Origin of the sequence: Martinezella lusitana (assembly GCF_014207095.1) — a bacterium.
Lineage (GTDB): Bacteria > Pseudomonadota > Alphaproteobacteria > Rhizobiales > Rhizobiaceae > Rhizobium > Rhizobium lusitanum_B.
On record NZ_JACHBG010000002.1, the window covers coordinates 1 to 14,288 of the forward strand.

The window sequence follows — 14,288 nt, forward strand, 5'->3', positions numbered from 1 at the left end:
ATCTGGGCATACTCGCCAACACCATCAAGCCAGAAGAGTGCGCCAACTACTTCTCAAACGCAGGCTACGCTTCCGTCAAAACATGAAACGCTCTAGAGCAATTCCAGGAAAAGTGCGCAGCGGGTTTCCGTCCGGAATTGCGTGATAACAAAAAGATGGAGCATTTTCGCGATTCGAAGAAAAGCAGAAAGGCTCTAGAATGGTGGCAGGATTGTTTGCCTGCCGTCGGCGATCTTGAGAACCGTCAATGTTCCACCCATGGAGACGGCCGTGTCGATGCCGATGCGGCCCTGGCCAAAGACCGGCTCAGGGCCTGGCGTGTGACCGTGAACCACCAGCAGCGGCAATTGCGGGCCATCCCACAGGAAGGGCTCACGGATCCACATCAGGTCCTCGTCGGTCTGATCTGCCAGCGGTATGCCCGGCCTGATGCCGGCATGGACGAACAGGGTCGAGCCCAGCGTGACGGCTCCGGCAAGAGATCGCAGCAGATCGACATGCGCCGGCGGCATCGCCTTGAGCGTCAGGTCGCGCAGCTCCGTCAGGCTGCCACCTCGGGCGCCCAGGATCTCGTTCGCGTCCACACCATAAGAAGCGAGCGTCGGCGGCGCGCCGAAGAACTCGAGCCAGCGGCTGTTGGCGTCGGGGTCCTCCAGAAAGCGCAGGAAGACGTCGTCGTGATTGCCGCAAAGCGCGTAGCGGTCGAAGCCCTCTGGCGGCGGCGCGCAGAGATGGGCCAGCACATCGCTGGAATGCGGGCCGCGATCGATATAATCGCCCAGAAACATCAGCAGTTTCCGGCCAGGAATGCCACGGGCATCCTCGACGATGCGCTGTTGAGCTTTCGCCATGTCGTGGTAGCAGCCGTGAATATCGCTCATTGCATAGACCGCGGCATAATCGCGCCCGGTGAGGTCTATACGATCCCGTTGATGTTGCATGAAATCGACCGTTTCCCGCCGGGTTGAGCCTGATGGCCAAGGCGGTTCAATTGCTTGAAATAGTTTTGAGAAACCCGCCTTGGGCGAGTCTGCACGTGACGGTATTCCAAGCTGCTGCCGGCCGCAAGTCATGCTGGCGGCAGCGTTGATCGCAAAGGATGAAATGGCGGCAGATTTCATCGACGTATTCAGAAGTCACGCCTCTTGCGCACCCTCCGATTGGCCACAACGCTCAGCCGCGATAGGCGGCTTCGAGGCCTGCGATGTCGAGCTTGACCATCTGCATCATTGCCTGCATAACGCGGGCTGCCTTGGCCTTGTCCGGATCGGCAATATATTTGATGAGAATCGTCGGCACGATCTGCCAGGAGACGCCGTAGCGGTCCGTTATCCAGCCGCATGCCACAGGCTTTCCGCCATCGGCAAGGCCGTTCCAGAGACGATCGACTTCGGCTTGATCGGCGCAATCCACCGCCAGTGAAATCGAATGGTTGAATTCGACATGGCTAGCGCCGTTCAGCGCCATGAAGCGCTGGCCGGCAAGCGTGAAGCTGACGACCAGAACCTGATCGGGTTTGCCGGAGGGCGTGTCGATGACGTTCTTCTGCACATGATCGATCCGGGAATCCGGGAAGAGCGAGACATAGAAATTCGCTGCTTCCTCCGCTTCTCGCGCAAACCAAAGGCATGGGGCAATCTTGGACATGGTGTGCTCCTCTCTCCGATTGAATGTCCTTAGGACGAAGGAAGAGCGATGAGGCCGACAAGGTTCCGGAATTTTTTTGAATCCTTGCCGGCCGCCGGGCTGTTAGACTAGGCGTCCGCCACCATCGATATGCAAGACTTCTCCCGTCATGAAGCGGTTTGCCATCAGGAACAGGATTGCCTGGGCGATATCCTCGGGCCTGCCGATATTGCGGCTTGGCAGGGTCGAGGCGGTTTGTTCAAGAACCTGTCGCTTGGCTTCGCCCATCAATCCGTCGAGCAGCGGTGTATCCACCCATCCCGGCGATACCGCGTTGATGCGCATCGGCGACAATTCGAGAGCGAGGGCGCGAACGGTGCTCTCGACCGCGGCGACCGCGGCTGCCACGACGGCACCGATCGCGGCTGGGCGGGTGGCGAATTGTCCTGAGGTCATCGTGATCGAACTTGCGGGATGGAGAAGCGGAAGAGCGGCCTTGATGGCGAGTAGGGGGCCGGTCAGTCGCTCGCTGATGACCTTCGAGAGATCCGCTTCCGACTGATCCTTGAGCGACTGCAGGTGCACCGTTCCGGCCGTGATCAGCAGATGATCGATCCTGTCGATCCCGGCAAATATCGTCGGCTGCGGGGCCGCAATGTCCGCAACGATCTGGGTCGCGCCGCCGATCGCTTCGGCAGCGTCTCGAAGACGTTCAGGATTACGCGATACCAGAAAGAGGTTCGCGCCGTCATTCTTGGCCAGCCTGGCGGTTGCCAGGCCGATACCCGAGGAGCCGCCGATTATGACGATATTCTGTCCCTGGAACGAGTGGGACTGCGTATTTTCGGTTGGAATAGTGCTGGTCTGCAAGGCTGGTTCTCCGGTTGGATTGTTGACCGGCTTGAAGATCGTTGATCGGCATATGCTTTGGAAGGAAGCGAATAGCGATGTCATTTATCGTAAAAGACGATAGGGTGCTGATATGGATATGCTTTCCGCCATGCGCATTTTTACTCGTGTCGTCGAACGCGGCAGCCTCTCGGCTGCCGCGCGTGACCTCGGCCTCGGCCAACCCACCGTCAGCGAACGCGTCGAAAAGCTGGAGAAGCACTTGAACGCGCGGCTCCTCTACCGCACGACCCGCTCGGTGCAGGCAACCGATGCGGGAGCACGCTTCTATGAGTATGCCAAGCGTGCCATCGAAGCCGCCGAGGAAGCGGAGGCTTCCGTTGCTTCGGCGGAGACTTCGCTGACCGGAACGTTTAGGATCGCGGCGCCGCACGGGCTCGGAGAGATGACCTTGCCGCGGCTGCTCGTCGAATTCCAGAGATTGCATCCGGACCTTGCGATAGACGTGACTTTGAACGATCGCTTCGTCGACCCGATGACCGAAGGCGTGGATCTCTCCATTCGCATCGGTGAGATCGGCAGCGGCAATTTCATCGCCCGCCGGCTGGGGGCGATGCGACGGCTCATGCTGGCCGCTCCCGGCTATATCGAGCGGCACGGGTTGCCGCGGGAACCCGTGGAGTTAGCGGCACATCCGTTCATCAGGGTCGCTGGTTTCGCGGCAGACGAGCGGCTGCTTCTGATTGGCCCCGACGGTGAACCTGTGGAAGCGCTCATCCACACCAAGTGGCGCGTCAATCACTGGAGGCCGCTGATGGAGGCGGTGCTGGCCGAGCGGGGAATAGGCGCATTGTTTGCGGCCGTCTGCGGGCGGGAGATCGCCGAAGGGAGGCTGGCTCCCGTGCTGCCGTCCTATGAGTTCAAGCGAGTGGAAGTGCATGCCATCTATCCGCCGGGGCCGCGACCGGCTGCCCGGACGAAAGCGTTCCTGGCGCTCCTAGCCGAGCGGACCGATTCGCTGCTTGGCGAGACATCGGCGGCCCCCGGGTCCTAACGCGCGGCCGCAAGCCTTTCGGCGAATTCGATCGCCTCGATCAGGCTGCGCTCATTGGCAATGCCCTTGCCGGCGATATCGAAAGCGGTGCCGTGGTCGACCGAGGTGCGTACGATCGGCAGGCCCAGCGTGATGTTGACGCCCGAGAGATCCATCCATTTGCCCGTTGCCGGATCGATTTCGAAGCCGAGCAGCTTGACAGGGATATGCCCCTGGTCGTGATACATCGCGATGACGGCGTCATACTGGCCGGCGCGCAGCTTGACGAAAACAGTGTCGCCGGGAACAGGGCCGACGACATCGAAACCGTCGGATACAGCCTTGGCGATGGTCGGCGCGGAAATATCGATATCCTGCCGGCCGAAGAGGCCGCCTTCGCCAGCATGCGGATTGAGCGCCGCCACAGCAATCTTCGGGCTGGCGATGCCGAGATTTTTGAGCGCCTTGTACGTGAGGTCGATGACGAGCCGCAGCCGCTCGGGCGTCAGGCGCTTCGGCACGTCCTCCAAAGCGACATGGGTGGTTACGTGGCTGACACGCATATTGCCGTGGGCCAGCATCATCACCGAGCCGCGCGCGCCGGTCAATTCCGCCAGCAGCTCGGTGTGGCCGGCATAATGGAAGCCGGCCTTGTTCAGCGCTTCCTTGTTGAGCGGCGCCGTGACGATACCGCCGACCTTGCCCAATAGTGCGAGCTGAACACCCTTCTCGATCGCCATGAAGGCCATGCGGCCGCCATCGGCGGAAAGCCTGCCCGGCAGGATCGGTTCACCCTCGGCATCGGCCTGGATGAGGCAGAGGTTCGGCCAGTCGCCCTCCATCTGCGCTTCCGGGATTTCGATATCGAGGCCAAGCTGCTTTTTCGCAAAGCGCAGGGCAGGGCCGCTGCCGATTATTGTTAGTTTTAGCTTACCTTCTGCAAGCCTGTCCTTCAGGCGAGCTGCGGCCTTGATGATGATCTTCGGGCCGATACCGGCGGGGTCGCCCATGGTGATCGCCAAATGCCGGGTCATGGTTCTTCTCCTCCGGCAATCAGCCCGTTTTCACTCAAGAGATCGCGCCACAAGGTCGGGCCGCCGAATGCACCTGACTTGGAGATGACCGTGGTGCCCTCCCAGGGGCCGCCGACGATCGTCGAGCGCGGCAGGCCGGGTGCTGCCTGACCCGTGATACTGAGTGCTGCGACACCGAGCGCCGAACAGAGATTGCGCAGGGTCTCGCCGCCGGCCACGATCAATGTGCCGGGGGCCGCGAGTGCCCTGGCTGTGCCGCCGAAGGTCGCGGCGATGCGCTTGGCTGCATCGTCGCGATCGAGCCCTGTCGGCAGGTCGAGGCTGACCATCGCCACGCCGCTTTGCTGGATCTGATGACGGACGGCATTAGGATCGGCGCCTTCCGCAAGCTTTAGCCAGTTGGGGCCGCAGGCCTGGAGTTGCGCCAAAGTGATTGGCTGGTCGGAGCCGAACAGGCCGAGTACCGGTCTCTGCAGCTTGCGCGAAATCGGGACTGATGGCGCCGGGCGTCCATCTGGGATTTTTGCTTCGCGGGGCCGATGATGCGTCGCCAGATCGATATTGCGCGCCAAGGCGCGGGCGAGGCCGCCGGTGCCGCTCCAGAGGACCGGTCCCTCGAGCCGCGATGAAACCCATGCGATGACGGCATCCAGATCATCATCTGTGTGAGCATCGAAGACATGGATGCCATCCGGAATGGGCAGGTCTTCAGCGCCATCAAGGGTCGTATTGAAGGCCGGCAATCCCTCGGCTCCCAAATGCGTGACGAGATCGCCGCTGACGTCGCGCCAGGCGTCCTTGCCGGCAAACAGCACCTGCCGCCCGCCTCGTGTATGCCGCCCGTGATGCGGAAAGGCCGGCGCCAGGATGCAGTGCCGCCAGTGGCCGAGCCGGAAGCAAGCTGCAAGTTCGGCGGCCCAGGGACCACGAAACAGGCTATCCACTTTCTTGAAGGCAAGATCTGCGCCCTCCAGCAGCGGAGCGATGCCGCCGACGATCGTCTCTGCTTCGGCGGCCGATTTCTCGCGGGTGCCGCTATCGATCGCCAGACAATCCGGCAGGTTTGCGGGAGGCGCGTCTTCCCGCAACACCTCGATCGGCCCGTAGACGCCGACGAATTCGACTGCGGTATCGAGTGCGCCCGTGAGATCGTCGGCAATGAGGCGGAGGGTGGGCATGAACTTAAAGCGCCTTCAGCGGGCCTTGCGGGTATCGGATATGAACATGGAAGCAAGGCCTTACGGCTGCTCAAACGAAGGGCACTGTTCAGTCTTCCGGAAGGCTTGTCAACGGGTTGCTTTATCACCGCTTCATTGATCGGGGCTGCGACATTCGTTGAGTTTACTCCGTGGCGCATATACGAATATGCTTGTATCTGAACGATGCAGCGGGTTGCTCCCGCTGCTTGAAGGAGGGCAGGGGTGAGCTACGATTTCCATGTGGGCCAGAAGGTCGTCTGCATCAACGACACGTTCAAGCATGTCAGCATCGACCAGCTGATCCGCAAGGGAACGATCTACACCATCCGCTGGGTCGGCGAATATACGCATTATGTCGACGGCACCTTCATCGGCGTGAAGCTGGAGGAAATCCATCGCGGTAATGATGACGGCCCGGAGGGCTACGGCGCCGCCGACATGCCCTATCGCGCCAGCCGCTTCCGCCCGCTGGTGAAGGACAAGATCGCATCGCTCAGACAGCTGCTCGCGCCGACACCGGATGCGCCGGCCGAGCCGAAGGTCAAGACCAAGAAGAAGGAAAAGGTCTGATGGCAGGCGGGCTGCACTGTAGCCTGCCGCCCCTCTGAGCTAGGCCTGCCGCGCCCTTGCAAGCCCGTGTTCGATCAACCGGCTGACAAGTTCCGGATAGGAAATGCCCGAGGCGTCCATGGCCTTGGGATACATGCTGATATTGGTGAAGCCGGGCATGGTGTTGATCTCGTTGATGACGACGCTGCCATCCGGCGCCAAGAAGAAATCGACGCGCGCCAGCCCTTCGCAACCAAGCGCTCGGAAGCCATCCGCCGCCATGCGCTTCAGTGTTTCTGCCGTCTCAGCCGGAATATCCGCCGGCACGGTGACGACGGCGCCGTCCTGATCGAGATATTTCGCCTCGTAGGAATAGAAGCCGTGGGTCGCGGCCGTCGCGATCTCGCCCGGCACGGAGACGAAGAGCGAACCGTCAGGCTGTTCCAGCACGGCGCATTCGATCTCGCGGGCGCGCACGAATTCTTCCACCAGCACCTTGCGGTCGTGCCGGAAAGCTTCGGCAAGTGCAGCTTCGAACGCCACGGCATCCTGCACCTTGCTGACGCCGACCGACGAGCCCTGGCGCGTGGGTTTTACGAAGACGGGCGAGCCGAGCGCGCTCACGATCTCATCGAAATCAGGCTTGTCGCCGCGCGTCAGCGTGACGGAGCGCGCCACAGGCAGGCCGGCCTCGCGCAGCAGGCGCTTCGCCATATCCTTGTCGATTGCGTTGGCCGAGCCGAGAATGCCGCAGCCGACGAGGGGCAGGCCGACGATCTGGGCGAGGCCCTGAATGGAGCCATCCTCGCCGTTCAGCCCATGCAGCACCGGAAACAGCACGTCGACCGCAGGCAACTCGCGCGCGGAAGAACCTTCCAGCGCCATCAGCCGTCCCTTGCCGCCCGGAACCAGGCAGATTTCCGTGCCTTCATAGGCAATCGGCTCCGGCAGGGCGCCGCCCTTTTCCTCCGTCAGCAGCCAGCGCCCGCTGCGATCGATCAGGATCGGCACGATCTCATATCTGCCGCCATCGATCGCCTTGACGACATTGCGGGCCGACATGACGGAAACCTCATGCTCGCTGGACTGACCGCCAAACAGAACGGCGACGCGTAGTTTCGACATAGAGGCTTCTCTCCCGGGGCAAGATGGATGTGATGGGAGAAGGGGTTATACGGGGGATTGCAGCGGAATTACGGAGGAGCGCGCTCATGGATGATGCGGTTTTGCGTCCTGCCTTACATCTCCTGCGTTTGCGGGCCTTTTCGCTATACTCGCGGCATTTCATCCGAATCTAACCGGCATGGTTGCATGGCGACCGCTCGGAAAAGTAAATGGTTTCATCCTATTTTCCCCTGTTAATTGCGGAGAGTGTGGCAATTCCGGCACAGCATTCCCTCCCTTACGGTTGTATGTAGCCGGCAACTACGATTTAACGTAGCGCTATGAAAACTGAGGAGAATGCAGAATGAAATTCCTGTTCGCGTCTGTGGCGGTGATTGCGTCAACTCTGGCCGTGTCTGCCCATGCTGCCGATCTCGCAACGCCGACCGCCCCTGCCGCCCCTGCCGAAGCCGGCTTTTCCTGGACCGGCGGCTATCTCGGCGTGAACGGTGGCGCAGGCTGGCTGAACGGCGATTTCAGCGTTCCCGGCGCAAGCACGTCGGATAAGTTCAACGGCGGCTTCATTGGCGGCTTTGCCGGCTTCAACTACCAGTTGAGCAACAACGTCGTCCTCGGCGTCGAGGGCGATCTCAACTACAACTGGAATTCGAACAACTATGATTTCTTCGGCACGAAGGTAAAGGTCGGCACTGATGTCGCCGGCTCCGTTCGCGCCCGCGTCGGCTATGCCTTCGACCGCACGCTCGTCTATGCAACCGGCGGCTGGACCGCGACGCGCGGCTTCGTCAAGGCTCTGGGCGACAAGGAAACCGAAACCTTCAACGGCTGGACCGTTGGCGCCGGCGTCGACTACGCCTTCACCAACAACATCTTCGCCCGCGCCGAATACCGCTTCAGCAGCTTCGGTGACAAGGACTTCTACGGCATCAAGGCCGACCTCGACCAACACGTCATCTCCGTCGGCGTCGGCGTGAAGTTCTAAGATTTAGGAGTGGTGTGATTTGGAGAGCCCCGCTGGCATTTGCTGGCGGGGCTTTTTACTGTGGGAAAACGCACCGGGATGAGCTGCAGATGCGATGCTGCTGTCGCAATGGGCAGTCGATACATCGCCGTCGGCTATAAGCTAGCGGGAAGCGTATCAGAGGGCGATCGACGAGGTGAGACGGTTGTGCGCAACCCAACTATTCAGTCCCGGTTTCTTGTTGGTTTGAATCTCTCTGTCTCGTGGGCCAACCGTTGGATGTGTGAAAGCCGGGCTACATGCACAGCTCAGGTTCATTACGCACGGTCTTCGGGGCAGACTGGCAAAGTAGCTTTTGATATCCTTTGGATTTGTCGGATAGTCCGTGCAATTACGTAGTGATGTGCATCGGCTCCGTCACGAAAACATGCTAAATTACTGATTTATTTGGAGAGAGCTAGTAGCTGCCGTCGATTGAAATTATTCGTACATCCGCTTTAAGTTCTCGCAACCTTGCGTCACTCCGCCATCGCATGCCTGTTTATAAAGCCGTCTGGCAGTGGTAAAGTCCTGTGGCATGCCTTGGCCAAGTTCGTATATCGCACCAAGGTTGTTGCAGCCCGTCATGTTTCCACCATCGCACGCCTGTTTGTGGAACTGTGCGGCGATGGCATAATTTTGTGATATACCTCTTCCGGCGTAATACATCTGCCCGAGATTGTTGCAACTTCGCATCTCTCCGCCATCGCACGCCTGTTTGTAAAACCGTGCAGCGGTGGCGTAATCCTGTGACACGCCTCTGCCGTTTTGGGAGAATACTCCAAGGTTGAAGCAACTTTGCATCTCTCCGCCATCACACGCCTTTGTGTATAAAGATACCGCCATACCGTAATCTTGCGCCACGCCCTTACCATCCATGTACATGATCCCGAGTCCTCCGCAACCTGTCATCTCTCCGCCATCACAGGCCCTTTGTAAGAGCTGTGCGGCGATGGCGTAGTTCTGTGGTATCCCGTTGCCCCTCGCGTACATAAGCCCAAGCACCACACATTCTGTCTTAATTCCGATGTCGCAGAGCTTTTTCTCTAGTTCGGCTTCAATGCTTGTTGAATTCTGTTCGGCCAAAGCCATGTCAGGAATCCAGAACAACAATAGCAACGGCAGGAGCGCGCCGCGACGAGTGCGGGACAAAATGGGTGAGGCAACTTGAAACATTGGGAAGCTCCCGGACTTAGAAGGAATTCATTCTGCCGCGCGGACTATAGCCTGTTCAAACGTCAGATTATCATCTTTGCCTTCGTTCGCGGAAGGGAAGATGATCATTCCCTAGGTTGCGTCAAAATAAAGGGCCGGTTCTGAGACGCCGTTTGCGAAAAAACCTAACGAAATATCAAATCGTTCTGAGTGTCGTGTTTTACACTCCCATTGATCCCAAGCAGCTTTTTGAATGCGAATGGGCGAATTTTACAGCTAGGCCTTTGTGCTAAAGACAATAAGTCGAGCTTCCCAAGCTGATGCTCTACGGAAGGAACGTCTGCAAAAGCGTCGCCATCGCCCCAAACGCCGTCGCCACTGCCGTCCATCTTGCGGAGATCTTGTTGAGGCGTGATTTTCTATGGAAACCTGAACGATCTCAGTTATCCATGCCATCGTTCGCTGTTCATCTATTACCGGTTCAAAGCCAGCTTTGTATGGATGGAATTCGATGAGGCTGGACTTAGCCAGTACCAAGCGCCAGCAAGGCCGGAAACAAAGCTGCAGATCGCGGCGTATGCCATTGAAATGCTGCCTAACGTCATTCACCATGTCCCCAAAGTCTTAGACAAAGGCGCAGAACCGAGAACATTGTGCACGGATTTTGCACCGATCACCTTTGCTATTCAGGCTAGTTTCTGTGCAATTACGTCAATTTGCGCACGCCTAATCCCGATGATGGCAACTGACAAATATATGATATGTAATGGAAAAACTGGTGCTGCTAGAGAGATTTGAACTCTCGGCCTCTCCCTTACCAAGGGAGTGCTCTACCCCTGAGCTATAGCAGCAATCCGTGGCGCCACTCAAGTGCGCCGTATTGGGCGAGGCGGCTATTGCCATAGGTGGAGGCCGAGTGCAAGTCGCAAATTGCAAGTTCTGTGAAAGATCGTTGGAAAAAATGTGTCGGTCTTTTGACAGGCGGTGTTTTCGGCTATGGAAAAGCCATGGGCGCAGACAAGACGAAAATCGATGAAGGGCAGGCTTTGCAGGGTGGTTCGACGCCCGGCGAGGCGGGCGAAGGCGTGAAGCAGATCACCGAGGCGGATCGGCGGCGGGAGCGCGCGGCGCAGAAGCTCAGGGAGAATCTGTCGCGACGCAAACAGCAGGTGCGGGCGCGCCGCGCCGGCCAGGCCGACGAGACGGATGGGCTGCCGGCGGCAAAAGCAGGGGATGACTAGGGCGCTGCCGCAAAATTGGACGAATCGCGTTGATTCATGTCGTCCATCATCAAACGAATTGATGCGTTAATCTATTTCGTCTAAATAGCGCTTTTTCCCTAAGCGCGTGGACATTGGCGCACGGAACTTCAGGAAAGGCGGGCCTCGCCCGTATTACACATATGGATCGTATCAGGATTGTCGGCGGCAATGAGCTTAACGGTATCATTCCGATCTCCGGCGCCAAGAATGCCGCCCTGCCGCTGATGATCGCCTCGCTTCTGACCAGCGATACCCTGACGCTCGAAAACGTGCCGCATCTGGCCGATGTCGAGCTTCTGATGCGCATCCTCGGCAATCACGGCGTTGACGTTGCCGTCAACGGCCGTCGCGAGCGCCAGGAAGACGGCTATTCCCGCACGATCCACTTCACCTGCCGTACCATCGTCGATACCACAGCGCCCTACGAGCTGGTCGCCAAGATGCGCGCGAGCTTCTGGGTCATCGGGCCGCTGCTTGCCCGCGAGGGCCAGGCGCGCGTCTCGCTGCCCGGCGGCTGCGCCATCGGCACGCGTCCGGTCGATCTCTTCATCGAGGGTCTCGAGGCGCTCGGCGCCACCATGGAAATCGACGGCGGCTATATCAACGCCACCGCGCCGAAGGGCGGCCTCATCGGCGCCCGCTATGTCTTCCCGAAGGTTTCCGTCGGCGCGACGCATGTGCTGATGATGGCGGCGACGCTTGCCCGCGGCACGACCGTGATCGGCAATGCCGCCCGTGAGCCTGAGGTCGTCGATCTCGCCAACTGCCTGATCGCCATGGGCGCCAAGATTTCCGGCGCCGGCACCAGCACAATCACCATCGAAGGCGTCACCTCGCTCTCCGGCGCCCGTCATCGCGTGCTGCCGGATCGTATCGAGACCGGCACCTATGCCATGGCGGTCGCCATGACGGGCGGCGACGTCACGCTCGAAAACACCGACATCGCGCTGCTCGATACGGCGCTCGAAAGCCTGCGCCGGGCCGGCGCTGACGTTTCGCAGACCAACAATGGCATCCGCATCATGCGCAATGGCGGCGGCATCAAGCCCGTCGACGTCGTCACCGATCCTTTCCCCGGCTTCCCGACCGACCTGCAGGCGCAGTTCATGGCGCTGATGACGCGCTCGTCCGGCATTTCGCACATCACCGAGACGATCTTCGAAAACCGCTTCATGCATGTGCAGGAGCTTGCCCGCCTCGGCGCCAAGATCTCTCTGTCAGGTCAGACGGCCCGCATCGAGGGTGTCGAGAAACTGAAGGGTGCGCCTGTCATGGCGACGGACCTTCGCGCTTCCGTCTCGCTCGTCATCGCCGGCCTTGCCGCCGAAGGCGAGACGCTGGTGTCGCGCATCTATCACCTCGATCGCGGCTTCGAGCGGCTGGAAGACAAGCTGACCCGTTGCGGCGCCATCGTCGAGCGCATCAGCGACTAAGGTCATCCGCTCTGTCGGGCCGGTGCCTTTGATGCATGGCCAGCCTTCGCCGCGATATGGCGGCGAATGGCCCTGCAAGATGCGTCAATTCCAATTCTTGTCGTGAAGAGAGCGGGCAAGCCCGCTTTCTTCGGTTGCGTCTTTGGCGCTCTCATCTTATGTCCACAGAAGAGAAATGTCGGAGACGGCGTTTGCTGGCGCGATCGGGGATTAAGGAGCGAATGAGCAATCTCAAGCTAATGGCACTCGACAACGAGGATCTGGCCGTCATCTCCGCGCATATGCAGGATAGCGTTTTCAAGGTCGGCGACATGTCCTTCGCGCCGAAGCTCGAGCAATTCTCGCTTGCTGCCAATCGTTTCGACTGGGCACGCTCGGAAGAGCGCAAGAAGTCCTACGAGCGCCATCGTGCCGCGCTCGTGTTCAAGCGAGTGCAGGCGGTGCGCTCCAACGGCATCGATCGGCGCAAGCGCGATGACGTGCTGTCGCTGCTCGCCATCCGCTTCGAGCAGAGGGGCGAAGGCCCCGACGGCACGATCGAACTGGCGCTTGCCGGCAATGCCACCATCGTGCTCGATGTCGAATGCATCGAGGCCCAGCTTGCCGATATCGGCGGGGCGTGGGAAACGGCGCATAAGCCGCGACATCCGGATGCCGGCGAATAGGTAACGGCGGTTAGGTTTTCGCCGCCAAAGGCGGCTGCAGTGAAAGAGGAATATCAGCGTTGGCTATCTGGCTGGATCAGGCGTCGGAAGGATTCGAGCAGCAGTTCGCCGCTTTCCTGACGACGAAGCGGGAAGTGTCCGAGGATGTGAACGCCGTTGTGCGCGGCATCATCGACGATGTGCGGACACGCGGCGATGAGGCTCTTGCGCATTATTCCAAGAAGTTTGAAGGCATCGATTTCGCAACCACACCCATGCGCGTCAGCGAAGCGGAGATCGATGCGGCGATCGAGGCTGTTCCGGCCGAAGTGCTCGGCGCGCTGAGGGTCGCTGCGACCCGCATCGAATCGCATCATCGCCGCCAGCTGCCGAAGGACGATATCTACGAAGACGATCTCGGCGTCGGTCTCGGCTCGCGCTGGACGGCGATCGAAGCCGTCGGCCTCTATGTGCCGGGCGGCACGGCGAGCTATCCGAGTTCCGTGCTGATGAACGCCGTACCGGCAAAGGTCGCTGGCGTTGACCGCATCGTCATCGCAGTGCCGACGATGGGCGGCGCCATCAATCCGGCGGTGCTTGCGGCTGCTCGCCTCGCCGGCGTCGAGGAAATCTACCGCATCGGCGGCGCGCAGGCGATCGCGGCGCTTGCCTATGGCACCGAGACGATCGCACCGGTCGCCAAGATCACCGGCCCCGGCAACGCCTATGTCGCCGCCGCCAAGCGCCATGTCTTCGGCACTGTCGGCATCGATATGATCGCCGGCCCTTCCGAAGTGCTTATCATTGCCGACAAGAACAATGATCCGGACTGGCTTGCCGCGGATCTCTTGGCGCAGGCCGAGCATGATGAAGGCGCACAGTCGATTCTGATCACCGACGATGCCGAATTCGGCAAGGCGGTGGAGGGCGCTGTCGAGCGCCAGCTCAAGCAACTGAACCGGTCGAAGACGGCGGCAGCCAGCTGGCGGGATTTTGGCGCCATCATTCTGGTTTCCGATCTCAAGCAGGCCATTCCGCTCGCAAACCGCATCGCGGCCGAGCATCTGGAACTCGCACTCGACGATCCGGAGCCGCTGCTGGCCGGTATCCGCAATGCCGGCGCGATCTTCGTCGGCCGCCATACGCCTGAAGTGATCGGCGATTATGTCGGCGGTTCCAACCACGTGCTGCCGACGGCGCGCTCCGCTCGCTTCTCCTCCGGCCTTTCCGTGCTGGATTTCGTCAAGCGTACGTCTATCCTCCGGCTCGGTCCGGAGCAGTTTCGCGCGCTCGGACCGGCGGCGATCGCGCTTGCCAATTCCGAAGGGCTCGACGCACATGCGCGGTCGGTTGCGATCCGCCTTAATCTCGAGGGGTAA

At 60.2% G+C, this 14,288-nt stretch carries 15 protein-coding genes and 1 tRNA gene; 8 read left to right on the forward strand and 8 right to left on the reverse strand.

Annotated elements, in window-relative coordinates; genetic code table 11:
• Nucleotides 1-194: 194 nt before the first annotated feature.
• The 3 genes from GGD46_RS04570 to GGD46_RS04580 form a co-directional block, all read right to left on the reverse strand.
• Entirely contained in the window at nt 195-941 is a 747-nt protein-coding gene (locus tag GGD46_RS04570) for a metallophosphoesterase family protein (protein ID WP_184702255.1), read from the reverse strand.
• Nucleotides 942-1,173: 232 nt separating this feature from the next.
• The gene (locus GGD46_RS04575; protein ID WP_184702257.1) at nt 1,174-1,647 is read right to left on the reverse strand and encodes a VOC family protein; all 474 of its coding nucleotides are present in this window, start codon (nt 1,645-1,647) and stop codon (nt 1,174-1,176) included.
• Nucleotides 1,648-1,749: 102 nt separating this feature from the next.
• Nucleotides 1,750-2,496 (reverse strand): SDR family oxidoreductase, encoded by a 747-nt coding sequence (locus GGD46_RS04580; RefSeq protein WP_184702259.1) that lies wholly within the window; start codon nt 2,494-2,496, stop codon nt 1,750-1,752.
• A gap of 112 nt (nt 2,497-2,608) precedes the next feature.
• On the opposite strand from GGD46_RS04580, the gene GGD46_RS04585 reads away from it, so the two are divergent.
• The gene (locus GGD46_RS04585; RefSeq protein WP_184702261.1) at nt 2,609-3,529 is read left to right on the forward strand and encodes a LysR family transcriptional regulator; all 921 of its coding nucleotides are present in this window, start codon (nt 2,609-2,611) and stop codon (nt 3,527-3,529) included.
• On the opposite strand, the gene pdxA is transcribed toward GGD46_RS04585, so the two are convergent.
• Together pdxA and GGD46_RS04595 are read right to left on the reverse strand one after the other, a co-directional pair.
• Complete coding sequence (pdxA, locus tag GGD46_RS04590) at nt 3,526-4,542, reverse strand: 4-hydroxythreonine-4-phosphate dehydrogenase PdxA (protein ID WP_184702263.1); 1,017 nt, start codon at nt 4,540-4,542, stop codon at nt 3,526-3,528. The two genes, GGD46_RS04585 and pdxA, sit on opposite strands and share 4 nt — an antisense overlap.
• A complete protein-coding gene (locus tag GGD46_RS04595; RefSeq protein ID WP_184702265.1) occupies nt 4,539-5,720 on the reverse strand; it encodes a four-carbon acid sugar kinase family protein in 1,182 nt (393 codons plus the stop codon). Before GGD46_RS04595 ends, pdxA begins: the two co-directional genes overlap by 4 nt.
• 243 nt (nt 5,721-5,963) lie before the next feature.
• Here GGD46_RS04595 and GGD46_RS04600 point away from each other — a divergent pair, with 243 nt between their 5' ends.
• Complete coding sequence (locus tag GGD46_RS04600; RefSeq protein WP_184702267.1) at nt 5,964-6,311, forward strand: CAP-Gly domain protein; 348 nt, start codon at nt 5,964-5,966, stop codon at nt 6,309-6,311.
• A 39-nt stretch (nt 6,312-6,350) separates the two neighbouring features.
• Here GGD46_RS04600 and GGD46_RS04605 read toward each other — a convergent pair whose 3' ends face one another.
• Nucleotides 6,351-7,415 carry a D-alanine--D-alanine ligase family protein gene (locus tag GGD46_RS04605; protein ID WP_184702269.1) on the reverse strand — a complete coding sequence of 355 codons (1,065 nt, stop codon included), beginning with the start codon at nt 7,413-7,415 and terminating at the stop codon, nt 6,351-6,353.
• Nucleotides 7,416-7,758: 343 nt separating this feature from the next.
• Here GGD46_RS04605 and GGD46_RS04610 point away from each other — a divergent pair, with 343 nt between their 5' ends.
• Nucleotides 7,759-8,397, forward strand: coding sequence for an outer membrane protein (locus GGD46_RS04610; protein WP_184702271.1), 639 nt, complete (start codon nt 7,759-7,761; stop codon nt 8,395-8,397).
• A 459-nt stretch (nt 8,398-8,856) separates the two neighbouring features.
• Here GGD46_RS04610 and GGD46_RS04615 read toward each other — a convergent pair whose 3' ends face one another.
• Nucleotides 8,857-9,591, reverse strand: coding sequence for a tetratricopeptide repeat protein (locus GGD46_RS04615; RefSeq protein WP_184702273.1), 735 nt, complete (start codon nt 9,589-9,591; stop codon nt 8,857-8,859).
• 390 nt (nt 9,592-9,981) lie between these two features.
• Here GGD46_RS04615 and GGD46_RS04620 point away from each other — a divergent pair, with 390 nt between their 5' ends.
• Nucleotides 9,982-10,368, forward strand: coding sequence for a hypothetical protein (locus GGD46_RS04620; RefSeq protein ID WP_184702275.1), 387 nt, complete (start codon nt 9,982-9,984; stop codon nt 10,366-10,368).
• Here the strand turns inward: GGD46_RS04620 and GGD46_RS04625 are convergent.
• Nucleotides 10,347-10,421, reverse strand: a tRNA-Thr gene (locus GGD46_RS04625). The genes GGD46_RS04620 and GGD46_RS04625 overlap by 22 nt on opposite strands.
• A gap of 156 nt (nt 10,422-10,577) precedes the next feature.
• Between GGD46_RS04625 and GGD46_RS04630 the strand changes: the two genes are divergently transcribed.
• From GGD46_RS04630 to hisD, 4 genes are all read left to right on the forward strand, one after another.
• Nucleotides 10,578-10,811, forward strand: coding sequence for a hypothetical protein (locus GGD46_RS04630; protein ID WP_246806213.1), 234 nt, complete (start codon nt 10,578-10,580; stop codon nt 10,809-10,811).
• Between the two features lie 161 nt (nt 10,812-10,972).
• Nucleotides 10,973-12,265, forward strand: a complete 1,293-nt coding sequence (gene murA / locus GGD46_RS04635) for a UDP-N-acetylglucosamine 1-carboxyvinyltransferase (protein WP_184702277.1) — start codon at nt 10,973-10,975, stop codon at nt 12,263-12,265.
• A gap of 221 nt (nt 12,266-12,486) precedes the next feature.
• Complete coding sequence (locus tag GGD46_RS04640) at nt 12,487-12,930, forward strand: DUF2948 family protein (protein ID WP_184702279.1); 444 nt, start codon at nt 12,487-12,489, stop codon at nt 12,928-12,930.
• A 59-nt stretch (nt 12,931-12,989) separates the two neighbouring features.
• Nucleotides 12,990-14,288, forward strand: coding sequence for a histidinol dehydrogenase (gene hisD, locus GGD46_RS04645; protein WP_184702282.1), 1,299 nt, complete (start codon nt 12,990-12,992; stop codon nt 14,286-14,288).